Genomic DNA, 20,839 nt, shown 5'->3' on the forward strand with positions numbered 1-20,839 from the left:
GCTAGTCCGCCGGCACGCCCTCCGGCACGCCCGCCGGCGGGGCCGGCGCCGTCGCCGCCGCCCGCGCCCGCTTCCCCGCCGTCAGGAACGCCAGGACCCGCGATCCGAAGTCGTCGAGGTAGGTGTAGACCACCGGCACCACGATCAGGGTCAGCATCGTCGAGGTGATGAGCCCGCCGATCACCGCGCGTGCCATCGGCGCCCGGAACTCGCCCCCCTCGCCCAGGGCGAGTGCCGTCGGCAGCATGCCGAAGATCATCGAGAACGTGGTCATCATGATCGGCCGGAACCGGATCTCGCCGGCGTCGATCAGCGCCTGCCGCCGCGTGGCACCCCGCTCCCGCGCCTTGTTGGCGAAGTCCACCAGCAGGATCGCGTTCTTCGTGACCAGGCCCATCAGCATGATGAGCCCGATCATGCTGAGCATGTTGAGCGTATCCCCGGTCAGGAGCAGCGCGACCAACACGCCGACGATCGAGAGCGGCAGCGAGAGCATGATCGCCAGCGGCTGCAGGAACGAGCCGAACTGCGAAGCCAGGATCAAGTAGACGAAGATGATCGCCAGGGCCAGCGACTCGATGATGTAGCCGACGGTCTCGACGAAGTTCTTCGTCTCGCCGCCGATGTCGATCCGGTAGCCCGGCGGCAGCGGGACGGTGGCCATTCGTTTCTTGATGTCGCCCATCACCTTGGTCAGCGCCCGGCCCTGGTAGTTGCCTTCCAGGCGCGCCATACGCTCCAGCGACAGGCGCTTGATCTCCGCCGGTGCCCCGCTCGGGTGGATCTGCGCCACTTGCCCCAGCGGCACCATGATCGGCGACAGCGTGCGCGGGTTCATGGCGCTGGTGGCGACCGGGATGCGTGCCAGGTCGTCGAACGAGGTGCGGTACTCGGGCGCGACCCGCACCACCACGTCGTGGGTGAGCCCGGTCTCGTCCTCGTAGCTGGTGGCAGTCTGGCCGGCGAGAACGACGCGCAGGGTGTTCGACAACGAGCCGATGGAGAGGCCCACGTTGCTCGCCAGGTCGCGATTCACGTCGATCACGTACTCCGGCTTGCGCCCTTCCAGGCTCGACTTCAGGTCCACCAACCCCGGCACGTCCTTGATCGCCGCCATCATCCGGTCGTTCAGCTCCTGCAACCGCGCGACGTCGGGCCCGAGGATGTTCACCTGCACCGGCAGTTGGCCGCCGCCCATGCCACCCGCCTCGCTGATCCCGGTCTTCACACCCCTGAACGACGCCAACTCTCTCCGCAGCACGAGTTGGAAACCCTGCTCGCTCAAGCGGCGCTGACTCTTCGGGTTCATCCGCACGTAGATCGTACCATCGGTGACGGTGTGCTGCATTCCCCCGCCGATGGTGAAGTAGGTGTACTCGACTTCGGGGCGCGACCGCAGGTACCGATCGAGTTCCTCGCCCTTGGCCTGCGTGTAGCCGAGCGAGGAGCCCACCGGCGTCTGGATCGTCACGAGCAGCTCGCTCCGGTCGGTGGTCGGCGCGAATTGCCCTCCCACCGCCCCGACGGCCATCAGCACCATGGCGGCCGCGAACGCCGTCGCCGCGATCCCCAGCACCGCACCGCGGTGGTCCAACGACCAGGCGATCACACCACGATACCATCGCCCCACGTCCCGCACCTGGCCGTTGAACGCCTCCAGCCGCTTGCCGACTCGGCCGCGCTCGGCGTGGCCGGCAGCCTGCGGGTCATACCAGAGCGACGAGAGCATCGGGTCGAGCGTGAACGACACGAAGAGGGAGACTGCCACGGCAAAGGCGATCGTGATGCCGAACTGGAAGAAGAACCGACCGACGATCCCGCCCATGAAGGCCACCGGCACGAACACCGCGAGGATGGACATCGTGGTGGCGAACACCGCGAAGCCGATCTCGCTCGTAGCTTCCTTCGCCGCCGTGTAGTGGTCCTCCCCGTGCTCCACGTGCCGCACGATGTTCTCCCGGACCACGATGGCGTCGTCGATCAGGATCCCCACCGCCAACGACAGGGCCATCAGCGTCAGGGTGTTGATCGTGAAGTTCATCGCGTAGATGACGAGAAACGCCGAGATGATGGACACGGGCAGAGTGAGGCCCGTGATCACCGTGGAGCGCCACGAATTCAGGAAGATGAAGACGATCAATACCGTGAGTAGCGCGCCCAGCATCAGCGCCAGCTGCACGTCCGCCAAGGAGTCCTTGATCCACTTCGAGTTGTCCCGCACCACCTCCAGCCGGACGCCGGCGGGCAGCTCGCCGTTGAGCTGCGCCATCACGCGCTTGATGCCGTTCGCGACGTCCACCGTGTTGGCACCCGACACCTTGCGGATGTCAATGCCGATGGCGCGCTTGCCGGAGAACTCCGCGAGGGTGCGCTCCTCTTCCTGGGCGTCCTCGACGCGGGCCACCTCGCCGAGCCGCACCGGCACCCCGTTGCGCGTCGTCACCGCGATCGCCGCGAAATCCTTGGGGTCCGTGATGCGGCCCTTGACCCGCACCAACTGTTCCGCGTTGCCCTGTTCCACCCGCCCCGCGGGCGTGTCCATGTTCTCGCGCCGCAGCGCGGCGATCACCATGTCCGGGCTCACGCCCAGCGCGTCCATGCGGGCCGGCAACAGGAGGACGTGGATCTCTCGCTCCAGGCCGCCCACCACGGTGACGCTGCCCACCCCGTCCACCGTCTCGAGCCGGCGGCTGATGGTTTCCGTGGCCAGCTGGGTCAGGTCGCGCAGCGCCCACCCCTGGCCCGACAGCGCCAGGCTGACGATCGGGTTCTGCCGGAAGTCGAACCGCGATACGATCGGCGGATCAATCTCGTCGGGCAGGTCCCCGCGGATGGCGTCCAGCGCCGAGCGCACATCCGCCTGCGCGTTCATGACCTTGGTCTGGAGCGTGAACTGGATGAAGATCGTCGAGTACCCCTCGAGCGACGAGGACTCGATGCGGTCCACGCCTTCGATCGGGTTGACGGCTTCCTCGATCTTCTTGGTGACCTCGCGCTCGACCGCCTCGGTGCTGGCGCCCGGGTAGCGGACCTGGATCATCACGAACGGCAGCTCGACGTCCGGCATGTCGTCGAGCTTCAGGCGCCGCAGCGAGAACAGGCCCAGCACGACGAGCGCCAGCATCATCATCGTGGCGAAGACGGGCCGCTTGATGGAGAGGTTCGAGAGGAACATCCGGTCGCTCCGCTACCGCGCCGACCGCGCGGCCGATGCCGGCGCCGGTGCGCCGCCGATCGCCACCGGCGTGCCGTCGGCGAGGCCCTCGATGGGACCGATCACGACCGTGTCGCCCGCGGCCACGCCATGGGTGATCTCGACGAGGCCGACGTCGTCGTCGCTCACGCCCACACCCACCGGACGGCGGGCGATCCGCCCGCCGCTCACCACGTACACGCAGGGGACGCGGTCCTCCCCCTCGTACCGCACCGCGGGGCGCGGCACCGCGACCGCGTTGGCGACCTCGCGGGTCAGCACGCGCCCGGAGACGAACAGGCCGCCCACCAGCGTCTCGCGGGGGTTCGGCACGTCGACGTAGATCTGGATCTGCCGCGTCGCGGGGTCGGCGGTCGGGTTGATCCGGCTGATCCGGCCGGCCACGCGCGTCGAGTCCATCTGCGCGACCGTCAGGCTCACCGGCCGGCCGATCACGAGTCCGCCCAGCCACTCGGTCGGCACCGACGCCGAGAGCTGCAACACCCGCGTGTCCACCAGCTCCACCACCGGCTTGCCGTTGTCGATGCGGTCGCCGGCCTGCGCGTACTTCCGGCTGATCACCCCCGCCACCGGGGCCGTCAGCACGGCGCTCCGCAGCCGGTCTTCGGCGTTGGCCGCCTGCGAGACGGCGAGCGACAGCCGGGAGCGCGTCCCCTCCAGCGCCGCCAGCGCGTTGTCGCGGTCGCGCTGCGCGATCGCCCCCTCGGCGAACAGCGCCACGGCGCGAGCCGACTCCGCCTCCGCCACCCGCACGTTCACCCGCTGCGTCGCCACGTCGCTGTTGGCGTAGGCGGCCGCGGCTTGCAGCACCTGGTCCTTGAACTTGGCGAGTGGCTGGCCCTGCTTCACCCGGTCGCCCTCGTTCACGTACATCTCGACCAGCTGCTCCGCCATCGGCGCGCCCACCGTCACCCGCACCTTGGGCTCGAGGGCGCCGCTCAGCGGGATGCCGGTTCGCAGCGTCGCGCGCTGCGCGACGGCGACGTCCGCCGCGTTCAGGGTCGCCAGATCCCGCGATGCCGGGGCCTTCGTCTCGGCCGCCGACGCCCCGTCGCCCGCCTGCTTCGCACCGCAGGCCCCTAGGACCAGCGCCGTGGCGAGCCCCATGACCCCCGTCGCCCACCGAAATGCCGTCATCGAATGCCGATCCTTTTCTGTGCTCTCAGAACTCGCGTCTGGTCACCACTCGCAACTCGGCGTCCCGCAACCCTACTGCCCCTCTGCCACCCGGTTTCCTGCCGTCTGCGTGGGCACAGGGTGCCCCAGCGCCCGCTCCAACGCCGCGATCGCCAGCAGGTAGTCGCGGGTCGCTTGCGCTTCGTTGACGCTGGCCTGCTCGAGCGCCAGCCGCGCGTCCGACACCTCCAGCGCGGTCGCGATCCCGTTCGCGTACCGGACCGACGCCAGGTGCTGGGCGCGCTCCGCCTGGCCCACGGTCACGTGCCGGGCCACCACCAGCGCCTGCGCGCGGACGATCTCGGCCTTCGCCTGCTCGATCTCGATCGCCACGCTCTCCCGGGTCTGCGCCAGCTGCGCCTCCGCGCGCGACAGGTCGGCCTCCGCCTGCTGTACCGCGCCGTGGGTCCGAAGCCCGTCGAACAGCGGCACCGAGAGCACCAGCGCGGCCGTCCAGTCCTTGTGGAAATCCGTCAGCCGGGACGGGAAGCCGCTCTGGGGAAACGCCTGGCCGCCGAACGAGCTGGTCAGCTTCACCGACGGGTAGTAGTCGCCGTGATACACGTGCACCGCCTCGCGCCGGAACGCGACGTTGGCCTGCGCGGCCTCGATGGCCGCGCGGCCGGCGACGTCGAGGTCCAGGGCGGGGAGATCCACGCGCGGCAGCGAGTCGGCCGGCGTCTGCAGCATCCCGCTCACCAGCTCCACGGGCTGATCGGCCGGGATGTTCAGCAAGCGCCGGACCTCCAGCAGGGCGACGTCACGGCTGTTGCGGGCCGCGATCACCAGCGGCTCCTGGTTCGCCGCCTCGACCTGGGCGCGCAGCAGGTCGTAATCGGCGGACGACCCCACCTGGTGGTTGAGGGACACGCGGTGCAGCTGGTCGTTCACCTGCACTTGCGACGCCTCCGTGATGTCCACGATCCGCCGGGCGTACAGCGCGTTCAGATACGCCTGCGTGACCCGGTAGGTCACGTCCCGGCGCGTCTCGTCGAGCTGCGCCCGCGCGGCCTGCTCGTAGGCGTGGGCGCCGCGGATCCCCGCGCCGACCTTGCCGCCCTGGAACAGCGTCTGGCTGAAGGTGAGCGTGGCGACGTAGCTGTCCGGGCTCCCGAATCCCGTGTTCGCGAACATGCTGCCGAGACCCTGAAACGCAGCGAACTGCGCGTTGTTCTCCAGGTAGCTGACTCGGGTCGCGAGGGGGGCCGTGCTATCGGGCGCGAACGCCGGGACTCCAGAGCCGAGGCTCTGGAACACCGACGCAAAGGTCCGCTGGTAGGTGACGTTGGCACGGATCTCCGGCAGCGCCGACGCCCAGGCCTGGGTCACCTCACCCTCGGCCTGGCGGACGCCCGCCTCCGCGATCCGCACCTCGTTGCCCGACCGCAGGGCGCGCTCGATGGCGCCCTCCAGCGTCAGCCGCAGGGGACCGGGCCCGGGCTGCTGGGCCCCGGCCGCAACGGGCGCGAGGGCGAGGGCGACGAGGATCGCGATGCGCATGGCCCTACGCTCCGGCCTCGCCCGTATGACAGCGGACGCCGTCCAGGGCGATGGTCAGTTGTGACTCGACCGCGTCGTGCAGGCTCAGCGTGCTGCCGCGGACCAGCGCCTGGTGGGGCCCGCCGCCTATCCACCAGACCAGCGTGCCCAGGAATACCGACGCGAATACGCCGAACACCGAGTCCGCCGGCAGCTCGGATCGGAACTCCCCGCTGTCCTGCCCCTCCCGCACGACCTGCACCACGCGCTGGTACAGTCCGCTGCGCGAGTGATCGGGCTCCGGACAGACCATCCGCTCCATGCTGACCCGGAGCAGCATCCCGGCGAGCGCGCGATCCTGTCCGTACGACTCCGCCACCCCGCCGAACAGCGCCAGAATCCGCTCGCCGGCGGTGCGCCCGTGTTGCGCCGCGTGCTCTTCCGCCCGCTCCATCCACTCCTCGCTCAGGGCGGCGAGCACCGACTCCTTGCGCGGGAAGTAGTTGAAGAACGTGCCCTTCGCGACGTCGGCCCGCTCCGTGATCTCGTCGACGGTGGTCGCGTCGAAGCCCTTCTCGTGGAACAGCTCGAACGCCGCGAGCGTGATCCGCCGCCGCGTTTCCTCCTTCTTGCGCTCCCGCCGTCCCTGCGTCGGCTCAGTCACGGTGAACCGCCTCGGTACCAGAATTATGAGAAACGGTCATTTCCGACCATAGTCTACTAATAGACCGTGGTTCTGTCAACATAGCTGTACTACGGTCAACTTCGTGGGGTGGTTTCGGTGCGGGTGTCCCCGCCACATTTTCGCAGCCTATGCGCGTCGCGATAACTGGAGCGACCGGGTACGTCGGGCAGGCGGTCGTTCACAAGCTGCTCAGGCGGGACCACGAGGTGCGGGCGCTCGTCCGCAGGCCGGAGCGCGCCGGAGCCCTGCGGGACCAGGGGGCCGAGCTGGTCGAAGGCGACCTCGGCGAACGGGTCGCGTTGAGGACGCTGCTCGAAGGCGCCAGCGCGGTGATCCACCTCGTGGGCATCATCGTTGAGACCGAGCGGCACGCCTTTGAATCGGTTCACGTCGCCGGCACCGAGGCCGTGCTGGAGGCTGCCCGCGAGGCAGGGACGCCGCTGCTGTTGCACATGAGCGCCCTGGGCGCCCGGGGTCAGGTCGATGCCACCCGCTACCATCAGACGAAGTGGCGGGCCGAGGAAGCGGTTCGTGCCGGTCGAGTGCCCTACGCGATCTTCAGACCCTCGCTCATCGCAGGCCCGGGCAGTCCACCGCTCAAGACCATGGTGGACATGATCCGGTTCTCACCGGTCGTGCCGGTCATCGGGGACGGCCGCTACCAGCTGCAGCCGATCTGGTTGGGCGATGTGGCGGAGGCGTTCGCACGCGCGCTGGAGCGTGCGGATCTCCGGGGCAGCTTCGACCTGGCGGGAACGGAGCCGCTGACCTATCACCGGATGCTGGACCATCTCGAGACCGCGCTGGGGGTGCGCCGCCGGCGGATCGCCGTGCCGGTCGGCGTGGCGCGATTCGCCGCCGCGGCCGGCACCACCCTTCCGAGCGTGGCGCCGATCACGCCCGAGCAACTCCAGATGCTCCTGGAGGGTAGTACGACGAACGACAACGCCATCGCGACTCGCTTCGGCATCGCGCCGCGAGCGTTCGCCGACGTTGCCGACGAGATCTGCGCACCGTACGCAGCCCGCCAGGCCGCAGCCTCCTAACGACGCGCGAGGCCGGCACTCGGCCGAATCCGGTTCTTGGTCCGCGGAGGGGCAATGGGGCGAGCGCTGTGTCGCGCGGCCGGCGTCGCGGCGCTGATGGCGGCGGTGCCCGTCGTCGGCCGGACCGCGCAACCCGTGGCGGCCGCGCCGTTCGCCAGCGGCGCTGCGACCTTCGTCCTGCACTCCACCATCATCGGACGCTTCACGGGGCAGGCGCGCGTGGCCCGGGCCGCGTTTTCCGGCGGCCAGCTGGCCGAGATCCGGGGCCAGGCCGTGGTCCTCGTCGCGGAAATGCGCACGGGCAACGGCTTGAGGGATCGACACATGCGGGAGACGATGAGCGCCGACAGTTTTCCGGAGATCCGCTTCGACCTCGACAGCGTGGAGGCTGGCTCCTCCGCTGGCGACTCGACCGGCGTGGTGCTGGTCGGCCGACTGGCGGCGCACGGCGTCACGCGGCCGCTGCGCGCGACGGGCTCCGTCGTTGCGCGACCGGACGGCGAGGAGGTCGAGGCCACGTTCGGCCTCGACATGCGCGACTTCGGCATCCGCCCGCCGGTACGCGCCCTGGTGCTGCACGTGGCTCCGGACGTCGCGGTCACCGTTCACCTGACGTTTGGCGGGGGCCCGCCACCCTGATTGACCCGAAGGAAAACAAGCGGCCCGGGGGCGAACCCCCGGGCCCTGGGACCGGGCAAAGCCGCCGTCAGACTTTGCGCGCGGTCGGTTGCTTTACCGGCTCGCTTGCCGGGACGTCACCGCTGGGCGCGAAGATCGTCGGCAGCAGCGACGGGTGGACGCAGTAGCCCCACGCTCCCGACTCTGCGGGCGTGCCCGCCACCACCCTCTCCTTCGGCCGCCCTCGGGGCGTCGTCCTGCCCTCGCGGTCACCTCCGACCATCGGCGTCGCGCCCATGCATCGCTCCCCTCGCCTCTCAGTGCTTAGACGCGCGGACGCCACGCATGGTTGCAGGCGGCTAGCGGCGGAGCCTCCCGGTCCGGGAGGTGGTGACCGTATCGGCGGACGCGCCGCGGGAGAAGATCACGCGCGTGTTGGACGTCCCGTAGCCGAGCCCCAAGGGCCCGAACACGATGGCGAGATTCGAGCAAGTGACCGTGGAGGACCCGAGAGGATAGACACCCACCGTATCCCAGGCGGCGGGGGCGCGCTGCACGGACAAGGTGGCCACGGGCGCGGTACGTTCCAGCTCCAGTCGCGCCAGCGTGCCGCGCGAGATGGCGAGTTGGCGTGTCGTGGCGTAGAGCGCCGCGAAGCGTTCAACGCCCTCGCGCACCGATGCCTGGTCGAGGTAGCGGATCAGGGGAGGGGTCACGACCGCCGTCAGGATTCCCACGATCGCGACCACGGAAAGCAGCTCCGGCAACGTGAATCCGCGACGCATGCCGCCAACCTAGCGCGGAAGCCTGCCGCCACCGTGTCGGACCGTCGCGGAGTGGATGCTTCGGCCGCGGCGCAGCGGCACTCCCTGGCTCGGCGCGAGCGGCCTCGCTAGACTGCGCTCATGCACGCACTGGTACGCCTCTACCTCAGGACGGCCTTCGCCTTCCTCGCCCTCGGCTTGATGGGCGGCTTGTGGCTCGAATACCGGCTGACCGTCGGTGGGGTGATCAGCCAGGGCATGATCGTGGCGCACGTGCACGTGCTGCTGGTGGGATTCCTGCTGATGATGATCCTCGGCACCGCGTTCTGGCTGTTCCCGCGCGCCGGCCGCGGCCAGCCGGTAGGGCCGCACCCGTTCGCGGTCGGACTCGCCTACGGGCTGCTCACGGCGGGGACCGTCGTGCGCGGGGTCGCCGAGTTCTTCGACCTCGAGCTGTCGGCCCCGGTCTGGCGGTACGTCGCGCTGGCCGCGTCGTCGGTCCAGGCCGCGGGCGTTCTCATCGGGATCGTCGCCTTGTGGAGCCGGGTCCGGGGCGCCGCCGCGCCGAAGCTGGCGCCGCCGAATCCTCCTGAATGATGGAGCGTCCTCCGCGCCGCCCGCACGACGCCGCACTCTCGACGAGGGCTACCGAGCCCCCGGCCGCCGCCTAGCGCCGCGCCGCCCGCTCCAGGAGGCGGCGGCGCGTGTAGGGGATGAGGCCGCCCGCGTCGATGATCGCCTGACGCGCCGCCGGCAGCGGCCGAGCCGCGTACCGCTTGCCCGTCGCCAGGTTCACGACCTCCGCCGCGCCCACCGCCAGCTCGTCGCCCTCGGACGCCACCACGCCCGGCGCCTCCACCAGCCTGAGCCCCAGGTTGATCGCGTTCTGCAGGAAGATCCGCGCGAAGCTCGAGGCCACGATCACCAGCTCGTGCCCCTTCAGCGTGGAAACCGCCTGCTCGCGGGAACTGCCGCAGCCGAAGTTCTTCCCGGCGACCACCACGCTGCCGGCCGGCACGGCGCCACTCTTCAGTCCCGCGTTGAACGGACCGAGATCCGCGAATGCGTACTGGGGCGTTTCGCTCGGCAGGACCGTCGCCATGTAGCGGCCGGGGTAGATGACGTCGGTCGAGACGTCGTCGCCGAGCACCAGGACTGCCTTGGCCGCGCTCACCGTCCGCCCCCGAGGCGCGGGTCCGTGATGCGCCCGGTCACCGCCGAGGCGGCCGCCACCGCGGGCGAGCAGAGGTAGACCTCGGACGCCGGGTTCCCCATCCGCCCCTTGAAGTTGCGGTTGGTGGTGGACAGCGCGACCTCGCCGTCGCCGAGCGCTCCCTCGTGGACGCCCAGGCAGGGGCCGCAGCCGGCGTTCATCACCACCGCTCCGGCGCCCGCCAGGTCGGCCAGGTATCCGGCGGCAAGCGCCTGCTGGTAGATGCGACCCGACGCCGGAAAGACCAGCATCCGCGTGCCGGCCGCGACCGTGCGGCCCCTGAGGATGCGCGCTGCGATGGCCAGGTCGTCGAGCCGACCGTTGGTGCAGGAGCCGATCACGATCTGATCCACGTGCCGCCCCGCCACCTCGCCGACGCCACGGACGTTGTCCACGGTATGCGGGCAGGCGACCTGCGGCTCCAGCGACGACGCGTCCACGTCCAGCGACCGCTCGTACGGCGCGTCCGCATCGGGCGGGACCAGCGGCACGGCGTCCTGGACGCCCGCCTCCTCCCGGAGGTAGCGCAGCGTCTCGGCGTCCGCCGGCACGATGCCCGACGTCGCCCCGGCTTCGACCGCCATGTTGCACAGGGTCAGGCGTCCTGACGTGGGCATGGCGCGGATGGCCTCGCCGTGGAACTCCAGCACCCGGAAGGCGGCGCCGGCCGCGCCGAGCTTGCCGACCAGATGCAGGATCAGGTCCTTGGAGCTGATCATCTCCGGCATCCGGCCCGTGACGTTCACCCGGATGGTGGGCGGCACCTCGACGTTCACCGCGTACCCGAGCGTCCATACGCTCGCCATCTCGGTGGCGCCGATCCCGAACGCGAAGGCGCCGAGGGCACCGTGGCTCGTGGTGTGCGAGTCGGTGCCGACGACCACCGCCCCCGGCCGCACGTAGCCGTTCTCGGGCAGGATCTGGTGGCAGATGCCGCCCCGGTCGCCCCGGATGTCATGGAACTTGGCGATGCCGTTCGCCGCGACGAATTCGCGCACCTTCTTCTGATTGGTCGCCGTCTTGGGTGATTCGGCGGGCACGCGGTGATCGAAGATGATCGCGAGGCGCGCCGGATCCCACACGGCGGGCGCGAGGCCGGTGCCGCGGAAGACCTCGAGGAACTGGTTGATCACCAGGGCCGCGTTCTCGTGGCTCATGGCGAGGTCCACGGCCGGCTCCACCACCTCGCCGACCGCCACCGCCTTCCTGCCCGCCGCACGAGCGAGGATCTTCTGCACGACCGTCATCCCCGGGCCGGGCGCGTTCTCCGTCACACGATGCCCCTTTCCTTCAGCCGCGCGATCTGCTCCGCCGAATAGCCCAAGCCGCCGAGAATCTCTTCGGTGTGCGCGGACAGCCGTGGCGGCGCCGTCTCGACCGCTCCAGGCGTCTTGGCGAGCTTGGCGGTCAGGCCGAACACCTTCACTTCGCCGATACCCTCGGCGCATACGGTCTGGATGGTGTCCCGATGGGCGACCTGCGCCTGGGTGAGCGCCTGCTCCAGCCCGAGGATCGCGCCCGAGGGGACGCCGCGCTCGTTCAGGACGTGCACCCACTGCTCGGTGTCGCGCTCCCGGAGCTTCGCCTCCAGGAGCGGGGTCAGGGCCCGCCGGTTCTGTTTGCGGGCGTCCCGCTTGGCGAAGCGCGGGTCGCGCTTCAGCTCCGGCACGCCGAGCGCGTCCGCCACCGCCTCCCACTGCTCCTGCTTGTTGGCGGCGATGTTGATGGCGCCGTCTCTGGTGGCGAACGTGCCCGAGGGCGCCGCCGTGAAGTTGTCGTTTCCGAGCAGCTGCGGCTGCTGGTGCCCGATCAGCAGGTTGGCGGCCACCCAGCCCATCAGCGGCATGATGGAATCGACGAGGGCGACGTCGATGAACTGTCCCTCGCCCGTGCGCTCGCGGTGAAACAGGGCGGCCATGATGGCGAACGCGGCGTTGAGCCCCCCCACCGTGTCGCACACCGGAAAGCCACAGCGCAGCGGATTGAGTCGCTCGTCGCCGTTGATCGCCATGACGCCGCTCAGACCCTGGATGATCTGGTCGTAGGCGGGTTTCATCGCGTCCGGGCCGGTCTGCCCGAAGCCGGAGATGGCGCAGTAGACGAGCCGCGGGTTCTCCCCGGCGAGCACGGGGTAAGCGATGCCGAGCCGCTCCATCACGCCGGGGCGGAAGTTCTCGACCACGACGTCGGCCGTCCGCGCCAGCTTGCGCAGGATCTCGCGCGCCTCCGGCTCCTTGAGATTCAGGGTCACGGACTTCTTGTTCGCGTTCTGCGCGAGGAAGCTGGTGCCCATCAGGCGGTCGTTGAGATCCGGCACGTTGCCGAGCCGGCGCGCCAGGTCGCCGTCCACCGGGTTCTCGATCTTGATCACCTCCGCGCCCAGCAGCGCGAGGAGCGCCGTGGCGAACGGGCCGGACAGCACGTTCGTCAGGTCGAGGACCCGGATGTGGCCCAGCAGCTTCGCCGTGCTCACGGCTGGGCCGCCAGGGCGTCGGCGATCGTGCCGGTGCGGTACACGCTGCCCGGCAGATCGCGCCCGAAGAACCGGGCGACCTCGCCGGCCAGCGCGATCAGCCGGTCGAGCCGGACGTCGGGGCGCCGCCCCGAGCGCTGGAGCAGGTGCACCAGGTCCTCCGTGCAGGTGTTGCCGCCCGCGACCTTCGTGAACGGACACCCGCCCAGGCCGGCCACGGACGATTCGAACCAGGTCACCCCGGCGCGCAGCGCCGCCCAGCAGTTGGCGAGGGCGAGGCCGTACGTGTTGTGGAAGTGGCACGCCGCCTCGACGCCGGGCCCGGCGGCGAACACGGCGGCGTACAGGCGCTCGACCTGGTCCGGGACCGCGTGCCCGGCCGTGTCGGCCAGGCTGATGCAGGGGAGGCCCGCGTCGAGAAACCGCCGCACCAGGTCGAGGACGCGGCGCTCGGGCACGGCGCCCTCGTACCCGCAGCCGAACGCCGACTGCACCGAGACCTGGACCTGCTTGCGCTCCGCCAGCACCCGTTGCGCGATGGCGACGATGCGCCCGGTCGCCTCGTCGGTCGACATCCCGGTGTTCTTCCGGCTGTGGGTCTCGCTCGCCGACACCCCCATGCAGAACAGCTCCACGCCGCACGCCAGACCGCGCTCCAGCCCTCGCTCGTTCAGCACGAGGGCGGAGAGCGTCGCGCCCGCGGGACGGTCGAGCTCCCCGAACAACCGGTCGGTGTCCGCCATCTGCGGCACTTTCTCGGGATGGACGAACGAGCCGACCTGGACCACGTCCAGGCCCGAAGCGGCCAGCTCGCCGACCCACCGCGCTTTCTGCGCGGTCGGGACGATCTGCCGCTCCATCTGCAGCCCGTCCCGCAAGCCGACCTCGTGCAGGACGATCGCGCGCGTGCCCTGGGCGACGGCCATCGCCCGGCCTACAGCGCCCCCGCCACGGCCTCGGCCACCTCGAGCGTGGTGTTGGTCCCGCCCATGTCGTAGGTCCGGACCTTCCCGGCTCGGATCACCGCCGCGACCGCGCGCTCGACGCGCTCGGCCTTGGCCTGCTCGCCGAGCCACTCGAGCATCATCCTGGCCGCCAGGATCGTGGCGATGGGGTTCACCTTGTACTGGCCCGCGTACTTGGGCGCCGAGCCGTGCGACGGCTCGAACACGGCCAGCTGCTCCCCGATGTTCCCGGAGCAGCCGAAGCCGAGCCCGCCGACCATCTGCGCGGCGAGGTCGGAGATGATGTCCCCGTACAGGTTCGGGGCCACCAGCACATCGTAACTCCGGGGGTTCTTGAGCAGCCACATGCAGATCGCGTCGACGTTGGCGTCGTCCATCGGGATGCCCGCGTACCCGGCCGCCACGCGCTTCGCTTCCTCGAGGAACAGCCCGTCCGTCGCCCGCACCACGTTCGCCTTGTGCACCACCGTGACCTTGCGGCGCCCGTTCCGCTTCGCGTACTCGAACGCCGCCCGCACGATGCGCTCGGAGCCCTTCCGGGTGTTGACCTTGCACGAGATCGCGTAGTCGTCGGGTGCGAGGTCCTTGAACGGCGCGAACGGCTTGGAGGCCCGGGCCAGCGCCGCCGCAAGATCGGCCGGGACGGGAGCGAACTCGACCCCCGCGTACAGGTCCTCCGTGTTCTCGCGGAAGATCACCAGGTCGATCGCGTCGCCGAAGTTCAACGGGTTGCCCGGATAGGCCCGGCACGGCCGCAGGCAGACGTAGAGATCGAACATCTGCCGCATCCGGACGATGGGTGAGCGGTACACGAGGCCGGTGCCCCGCAGCGCGGGCGCGAGCTCGGCCTCGGCCGCTCGCGCGGGCTTCGACGTGATCGCGCCGAACAGCGCCGCGTGCACGCCCTTGAGGAGCTCGACGGTGCGGAGCGGGAAGGCGTCGCCCTCGCGGCACCAGTAGTCCCACCCGATGTCGCCGGGCAGGTAGTCCGCGTCCAGCCGGATGGCATCGAGCACGATCCGAGCCGCTTCCATCACGTCCTTGCCGATCCCGTCGCCCGGCAGCCACGCGATTCTGTACTGAGCCATGCACTCCGCTCCCCAGGGGCTCATCACAAAAACAGCAAGAAGCGCGCCGGAATTGCCTGCGCCCGGCAAAGGCTTGCGGTGCCGCCACAAGCGCGGGCGCGCGGGAGCCGAACGTCAAGGCCTCGCGGCCCATGCCCTCCTTGCGCTGCGCCCGGCCGCGGGATATGAAATCTGCACGACATGAGCGACGCTCTACTGGCGCTCCGCGAATACGCCAAGCTCGCGCCCTGGAACATCCGGGACCTCGCGGCCATCTCCGGGGGCATTCTCGACGCCTCCGGCGTGACGCCGATCAACGCCGCGGCCCAGAGTCACCCGTCCGATCGCACGATCCGCTTCTACGTGACCCGGCACCTGATGAGCCCGCCCGAGGGCCGGGGGACGGCGGCGACCTACGGCTACCGGCACCTGCTCCAGCTCCTGTCGATCAAGCTGCGGCAGATGGAAGGCGCCACCCTGGCGACGATCACGAAGGACATCGCCGACTCCCCGGGCGACGTCCTGGAGAAACGGGTCGCCACGGCGCTGGGCACCTTGCCGGTTCCCGAGGAGATCCAGTTTCCCGGCGCCGTCGCACCGAGGGGCCGGGTGGCTCGGGCGGTGGGCCGGCGAGCGTCCAACGGCAGTGCGGCCGAGGGCGGCGAGCCCGGCAACGCGCCCGCGGGGGCCTGGTACCGCATCGCGCTCGACGACCTGGCCGAGATCTCGCTGCGCCACGACCACCCGGCCGCGCGCACGTCCGCCCAGCGCCAGCGCCTGGCAGAGCGGGTGGCGCGCGCCCTTCGCGAGGCCGCCGCCGACTCCGGACAGTAGCGCCGCATGCGCCTGCGCTGGCGCCCGCCCCTCGTGCTGTCCGCCTGCGTCGTCGTGGCGCAGCTGTTCTCCGCCGCTCCCCTGGTCGACGTCGTCGGCTGGACCACGCCTGCGTCGGTCCGCATCACCTACCCCGCGTCCCACGTGCTCTTCGCCCCGGTCACGTTGCTCGCGGATTGGCTGAACGGTGGGTCGCGCCGCGACCTGATCGGCTTCGCCCTGTGGGCGCTCGTGGGGTACGCGGTGCTGCGGCTGGCGGCGCGGAGGACCGCGGCACCCGGCCGGGCGCGACGCGAGACGCTGTGGGCGCTGGCCTTCCTGGTCGCGCTCGCCGCGTTCTGCGGCTGGGGCTACTGGCTGCCGCGCCCGATTCCCCGGCTCGTGCCGGCGAGCGCGGACGAGTTGGTGATGGACGTCCACTCGCACACGGCGCTCTCCCACGACGGGCGCCCGGGATTCGGCGCCGGCCGGAACGCGGCCTGGCATGCTCGAGCCGGGTTCGACGTCGCCTTCGTCACGGACCACAACGCCTTCGGCGCCGCGCGGGAGTGGCGAACGGGGGTGCCGCGGGGGCTCCCCCGCCTGCTCGACGGCGAGGAGATCTCCCTGTCGGGGATTCACGTCCTGGCGCTCGGAAACTCGACCCTGATCGACAACCGGCCCTACGACGCCTCGTGGGACTCGACCGGCGCCCTGATCCGGCGGCTGCACGGCGACTCCGTCTTCCTGGTACCGACCCTGCCGGAGGACTGGCGGCATCACACGGGCGCGGAGTTCGGCCAGCTGAGCGAATGGGGTGTGGACGGCTTCGAGATCTGGACCAGCGCGCCGCAGGCGATGGAGCTGCCCCCCTCCGGACGACGCACGGTGATTTCATGGTCGCGCCTCGAGAATCGGCCGATGTTCGGCTCGACCGACATGCACGGCTACGGAAACGCGGCGACGGTGTGGAACGTGGTGTGGCTGCCGGGATGGCGGGCGCTCGGCGACGCCGCGCTCCAGCGGGCCATCCTGACGCGGCTGCGCACCGGAGGCGCCGCCGCCAATCAGATCGTGGCACTCCGGCGCTGGCTGCCGCAGACGCGGCTCGAGTCCGCGATCAGCGTCCCGGTCAACCTCGGGCTTCTGCTCCGCACGGCTTCACGTCCGCACGCGCTGGCGCTGCTGGGATGGATCTGGGCGGTGGCGGCGGCGCTCAGCCTGCGCACGAACCCGCGGAGAGCGTGAGCAGCGCCGGCTCGTAGAAGCCCCGCAGGTCGAGGTAGGCCGAGCCGTCCGTCCTGAAGGTGAGATCCGGATGCTCGATGGGCGCGGCACCCCGGTGCAGTCGCGCGCAGGCGCCTGGCGCGAGCCACGGGAACCGCAGCACGAGCCGGACGTGACGCGCCGCCGCCAACCCGACGGTTACTGCCCGGTCCGCCGGCCGATAGGCGATGCTGAGCGAATCGCGGCTGAGCTTCCAGCCGTCCAGCCGCCAGGTCGAGTCGTCCGCGATGCCATCGACGTGCGGAGCGATCTCCACCGAATCGAGGTGCTCGTCCACCCCGAACAGTCCCCGCGCCACGAGATCGAGGAACGAGCCCGCCGAGAACATGAACAGGCCGTTGTTGTCGCCGCGTTCCCCGGGCCGCCCGTAGTTGACGCGGATGATTCGCGACGCCTCCTCGTCCAGCCGCTCCCAGGCGAGCCGGCGCTGGACGGCGGTCCCGTACCGGAACACCGATTCCAGCGCCTTGAAGTCCATGATGTGCCAGCCCCAGCCGGTCCAGTAGCCGGCGCGGTCGAACCACGGATCGTCGCTCGGCACGGCGTAGAAGCCGTGATTGCGCGCGTCCCACCACTCGGGCCGGAGGATCGTGCGCACCATCGTCGCCTGGATCCCCGTATCCGCCACCGCGCCGAACGCCAGGACGTCCACGGGCTGCAGATGGTAGTGATCCCAGCTGCCCGCACTGTCCGCCCGCAGGTGGTACGTGAACCACCCCAACGCGGGCCGCCACAGCGAGGGCAGGGCCGTGCGGATGCGCGCCGCCGCATCCCGCCATGCCGCCGCGCTGTCGCCGAGCCCCGCCGCGGGCAGCCGCCAAGCCGCCTCGTCTTCGAGCTCGGCGAGGCGGTCGAGGGCATAGGCCGCGAGCGCGTTCACGTACGGGTCCTCGGTGAGGTACGGCTGGTCCGCGCGCGAGAGCGGCGACATCTCGGAGTAGGTGCCGAAGCTGACGCCTTCGACGAGACCGTCGGCCCGGTAGTCGGTCGCGAGCACGAACCGCGCGATCCGCCTCAGGTTCGGCAGCTCGCTGCCGAGCCATGCCGTGTCCCGGGTCGCGCGGTAGCAGGCGTAGCCCTTGAGGACCTGATACGGGTCCTTGTCGGCCATCCACCGTCCGCCCCAGTCGTCGGTCCACACGTAGCGGCCCTGCGCTCCGAGACGGTTCCAGGTCTCGTGGCGCTGGGCTCCGGAGGCGGCGGCGTACTGCTTCATCAGGCCGTACTCGGAGCACACCACCTCCGGGTCGCCGAGCTGCAGCGCCGTGGTGGCGCCGTACCAGCCGTCGCGGTCGAAGGCGGCCAGGAACGTGTAGGAGCCGGCCGGCTGGTTGCGGAACGTGGCGATCCGGTCGTAGTGCAGCATCGGCTGGGCCGCCGCCAGCACGTGCGTGAGCAGCACCGGCAGGTTCGAGGACGGCGTGCCCAACCGCAGGCCGGGAGCCACGTACGGGGCCGGGCTGTCCCCCATGGCCTGCGCCAGCACGCCGGCGGCCTCGTCGTCCGTGTCGCCGCGGCCGAAGACCAGCTCCAGGTGGAGGTGCCCCCCGGCATCACGAGCGGGCTCGAGCGCCAGCACCAGGCGTCCCACGGCCCGGCGCTCCCTGCCACCGGCCTCGGTGCCCAGGACCAGGGACGTGGCCTCGGTCCTGATCGCCGCCCGCGTGCCGCGCCCCGGCGCGATCGCCACCACCGTGTTCGCGATCGTGGAATCCCGCAGGAAGACGATGTGGCGGCTGTCGTCCACCACGATCCGGTCTCTCACGCCGTAACCCACCGAGCGCCAGCGGTGCTCGTAGAGGTCGGCAGGATCGATGGTGACGAGCACCAGACGGCCGAACGGCCAGTGCGGCGCCGTGATGACCAGCTTGCCCGCCGCCACGGCCGTATCCCCTTGCACCTCGACCGCCAGCGGTACGCCGGTGGCCGAGTCCGCCACCAGGAGCGTCACGCGCCCATCGGAGGAGAACCGCACGCTGTCCGCGAACGATGCGGCTTCGGCGGCGCGCTCGCCCGGCTGGAATCCTTCGACGCGGATCCAGCCGGTGAAGGTCACCGGGTTGATGGTGAGGTTCCTGAGCACGACGCCGCCCGCGGCGCTGTCCACCGCCACCCAGAACTGGAAGTGGGGCAGCAGCACGGCGGTGGGACGAAACGCGCGTGTGGCGACGACGGTGATGTCGGGCGCCGCCTGGGCGCGCAGGGCGGCGATGGGCAGGGCGGCGCACAGCAGGACGAAGGCGGCCGTCCGACGGCCCGCCGCCTCGAGTCTGGAACTCACCGCACGCTTCGCCGTTGGAGCGCTCCCGTGGCCGCCACCGACCTGGTGCACTGGGGTCGTGAGAGTGTATCCCGCTCGCCCCTCTCTTGCCAGCATGGCGGCGCGGCGGCACATTCGCAGCAACCTCCGCGTGATCGGGGTCTCATGGGCTCGATTCTGTTCCTCGTCGTCCTCGTGGTCATCGTCCTGTGGGTGGTGAGCGCCTACAACGGGCTCGTCGCCCTCAAGAACCAGACGGTGAACGCGTGGAAGCAGATTGACGTGCAGCTCAAGCGACGGCACGACCTGATCCCGAACCTGGTCAACACCGTCAAGGGATCGATGGAGTTCGAGAAGGACACCTTGCAGGCGGTGGTGGACGCCCGCTCGAAGGCCATGGCCAGCGGCACCGGCGGCGTGAAGGAGACCGCCGCCGCGGAGGGCGCCCTCACCGGGGCGCTCGGCAAGCTGTTCGTGGTGATGGAGCGCTATCCCGACCTCAAGTCGTCGCAGAACGTGCGCGACCTGCAGGAAGAGTTGTCGAGCACGGAGAACAAGATCGCGTTCGCCCGCCAGCTCTACAACGATGTCGCCACCGGCTACAACACCCGGCAGCAGCAGTTCCCCACCAATCTCGTGGCCGGGCTCGCCAAGGCCGAGATCGCGGAGCTGTGGGAGATCGAGGACAAGGCCGAGCGCGCCGTGCCGCAGGTCGACCTCTCGCTCAAGAAGCCGCAAGGGTGACGGCGGGCGCGAACCTCTTCGAGCAGCAGGCGCGGAACCGCAGGCTCACGGTGGCCTGGCTGGTGCTGTTCATCCTGTTCTTCGCGTGGCTGGGCTTCGGCGGCGACCTGGCGCTCTACCTCGCCGCCGCCGCCCGCACCGAGGGCCAGGTGCCCTACCGCTTCCCGTGGATCGGCGTCGTGGTCACGACGATCGCGGCGATCACGGCCTGGGTGTCGTGGCGCAAGGGGCCGCAGCAGGTGTTGTGGTCCACCGGGGCGCGGGAGCTGACGGCGCCGCAGACCTTCGAGGAGAAGCAGCTCGTCAACGTCGTGGAGGAGATGGCCGTCGCCGCCGGGCTGCCGAAGCCCCGAGTGTACGTGATCGACGATCAGGACCCCAACGCGTTCGCCACGGGGCGGGACGCGCCCACCGCCTGCATCGCGGTCACGACCGGCCTCCTGGCCGCCGTCAACCGCGAGGAGCTGCAGGGGGTGATCGCGCACGAGATGGGTCACGTGCGCAACCTCGACGTGCGCCTGATGACGCTCATCGCCTCCCTGGTCGGAGTGATCGTGGTGCTGTCCAACGGGATGGGGCGGATGCTGCGCGGCGGCGGGGGCCTGCTGGGCGGCCGGGGACGGAAGGCCAGCGGCCCGCTGGCCCTCGCGGCGCTGGTCGTGTTCGTGCTGTGGGTGATCACGCTGATCCTGGCCCCGTTCATCTCGCGCATCATGGCCATGGCCGTCTCCCGCGACCGGGAGTACCTGGCCGACGCCACCGGAGCCGAGCTGACCCGCAACCCGGGGGCGCTCGCCTCCGCGCTGCAGAAGATCGAGACGCACGAGGCGCCCACCACCCACATCAAGGAAGGCGCCGCCCATCTGTGCATCGCGGACCCGCTGGGGCGCGACGTGAATCTCAAGGAGGGCCGGCTGGCGGACCTCCTCGCGACCCACCCCCCGATGGCGATGCGGATCACGCGCCTCAAGGGCATGGCGTTCCAGCAGCTGAAGGCCGCGGGTCAGCTTCCCGCAACCTGACGGCAGGCGGCGC

At 70.6% G+C, this 20,839-nt stretch carries 18 protein-coding genes; 7 read left to right on the forward strand and 11 right to left on the reverse strand.

The annotated features are described in order from the left end of the window. Position 1 precedes the first annotated feature (1 nt). From VMF70_03855 to VMF70_03870, 4 genes are all read right to left on the reverse strand, one after another. Complete coding sequence (locus VMF70_03855) at positions 2-3,175, reverse strand: efflux RND transporter permease subunit (protein ID HTT67139.1); 3,174 nt, start codon at positions 3,173-3,175, stop codon at positions 2-4. Positions 3,176-3,187: 12 nt separating this feature from the next. Continuing rightward, complete coding sequence (locus tag VMF70_03860; protein HTT67140.1) at positions 3,188-4,351, reverse strand: efflux RND transporter periplasmic adaptor subunit; 1,164 nt, start codon at positions 4,349-4,351, stop codon at positions 3,188-3,190. A 72-nt stretch (positions 4,352-4,423) separates the two neighbouring features. Further along, positions 4,424-5,890 (reverse strand): TolC family protein, encoded by a 1,467-nt coding sequence (locus tag VMF70_03865; GenBank protein HTT67141.1) that lies wholly within the window; start codon positions 5,888-5,890, stop codon positions 4,424-4,426. A gap of 4 nt (positions 5,891-5,894) precedes the next feature. Beyond that, positions 5,895-6,533: a TetR/AcrR family transcriptional regulator gene (locus tag VMF70_03870; protein ID HTT67142.1), complete on the reverse strand. Its 639-nt coding sequence runs from the start codon at positions 6,531-6,533 to the stop codon at positions 5,895-5,897. Between the two features lie 149 nt (positions 6,534-6,682). Between VMF70_03870 and VMF70_03875 the strand changes: the two genes are divergently transcribed. After that, positions 6,683-7,600 carry an NAD(P)H-binding protein gene (locus VMF70_03875; protein HTT67143.1) on the forward strand — a complete coding sequence of 306 codons (918 nt, stop codon included), beginning with the start codon at positions 6,683-6,685 and terminating at the stop codon, positions 7,598-7,600. Between the two features lie 54 nt (positions 7,601-7,654). Beyond that, positions 7,655-8,239 (forward strand): YceI family protein, encoded by a 585-nt coding sequence (locus VMF70_03880; GenBank protein HTT67144.1) that lies wholly within the window; start codon positions 7,655-7,657, stop codon positions 8,237-8,239. A gap of 338 nt (positions 8,240-8,577) precedes the next feature. Here the strand turns inward: VMF70_03880 and VMF70_03885 are convergent, their stop codons facing one another. Continuing rightward, positions 8,578-9,003 (reverse strand): prepilin-type N-terminal cleavage/methylation domain-containing protein, encoded by a 426-nt coding sequence (locus tag VMF70_03885; GenBank protein HTT67145.1) that lies wholly within the window; start codon positions 9,001-9,003, stop codon positions 8,578-8,580. 120 nt (positions 9,004-9,123) lie between these two features. On the opposite strand from VMF70_03885, the gene VMF70_03890 reads away from it, so the two are divergent. Further along, positions 9,124-9,579, forward strand: coding sequence for a hypothetical protein (locus VMF70_03890; GenBank protein ID HTT67146.1), 456 nt, complete (start codon positions 9,124-9,126; stop codon positions 9,577-9,579). Positions 9,580-9,649: 70 nt separating this feature from the next. Here the strand turns inward: VMF70_03890 and VMF70_03895 are convergent, their stop codons facing one another. The 5 genes from VMF70_03895 to VMF70_03915 are packed head-to-tail and all read right to left on the reverse strand — an operon-like array spanning position 9,650 to position 14,721. Next, the gene (locus tag VMF70_03895) at positions 9,650-10,156 is read right to left on the reverse strand and encodes a 3-isopropylmalate dehydratase (GenBank protein HTT67147.1); all 507 of its coding nucleotides are present in this window, start codon (positions 10,154-10,156) and stop codon (positions 9,650-9,652) included. Then, positions 10,153-11,469, reverse strand: a complete 1,317-nt coding sequence (locus VMF70_03900; protein ID HTT67148.1) for a 3-isopropylmalate dehydratase large subunit — start codon at positions 11,467-11,469, stop codon at positions 10,153-10,155. The genes VMF70_03895 and VMF70_03900 overlap by 4 nt, the downstream gene beginning before the upstream one ends. Then, positions 11,466-12,668: a CaiB/BaiF CoA-transferase family protein gene (locus VMF70_03905; protein HTT67149.1), complete on the reverse strand. Its 1,203-nt coding sequence runs from the start codon at positions 12,666-12,668 to the stop codon at positions 11,466-11,468. Before VMF70_03905 ends, VMF70_03900 begins: the two co-directional genes overlap by 4 nt. Next, on the reverse strand, positions 12,665-13,594 hold the full coding sequence (locus VMF70_03910; protein ID HTT67150.1) for a hydroxymethylglutaryl-CoA lyase: 930 nt from the start codon (positions 13,592-13,594) through the stop codon (positions 12,665-12,667). Before VMF70_03910 ends, VMF70_03905 begins: the two co-directional genes overlap by 4 nt. Positions 13,595-13,602: 8 nt before the next feature. Further along, entirely contained in the window at positions 13,603-14,721 is a 1,119-nt protein-coding gene (locus VMF70_03915; protein HTT67151.1) for an isocitrate/isopropylmalate dehydrogenase family protein, read from the reverse strand. Between the two features lie 180 nt (positions 14,722-14,901). Between VMF70_03915 and VMF70_03920 the strand changes: the two genes are divergently transcribed. Next, positions 14,902-15,534, forward strand: a complete 633-nt coding sequence (locus VMF70_03920; protein ID HTT67152.1) for a MerR family transcriptional regulator — start codon at positions 14,902-14,904, stop codon at positions 15,532-15,534. A gap of 6 nt (positions 15,535-15,540) precedes the next feature. Further along, positions 15,541-16,761, forward strand: coding sequence for a hypothetical protein (locus VMF70_03925; GenBank protein HTT67153.1), 1,221 nt, complete (start codon positions 15,541-15,543; stop codon positions 16,759-16,761). On the opposite strand, the gene VMF70_03930 is transcribed toward VMF70_03925, so the two are convergent. Beyond that, a complete protein-coding gene (locus VMF70_03930) occupies positions 16,730-19,081 on the reverse strand; it encodes a hypothetical protein (GenBank protein ID HTT67154.1) in 2,352 nt (783 codons plus the stop codon). The two genes, VMF70_03925 and VMF70_03930, sit on opposite strands and share 32 nt — an antisense overlap. A 144-nt stretch (positions 19,082-19,225) precedes the next feature. Between VMF70_03930 and VMF70_03935 the strand changes: the two genes are divergently transcribed. Next, entirely contained in the window at positions 19,226-19,804 is a 579-nt protein-coding gene (locus VMF70_03935; GenBank protein HTT67155.1) for a LemA family protein, read from the forward strand. Continuing rightward, positions 19,801-20,826: a M48 family metallopeptidase gene (locus VMF70_03940; protein HTT67156.1), complete on the forward strand. Its 1,026-nt coding sequence runs from the start codon at positions 19,801-19,803 to the stop codon at positions 20,824-20,826. The genes VMF70_03935 and VMF70_03940 overlap by 4 nt, the downstream gene beginning before the upstream one ends. Positions 20,827-20,839 lie beyond the last annotated feature (13 nt).

It is taken from the genome of Gemmatimonadales bacterium, from assembly GCA_035502185.1.
GTDB lineage: Bacteria > Gemmatimonadota > Gemmatimonadetes > Gemmatimonadales > JACORV01 > Fen-1245.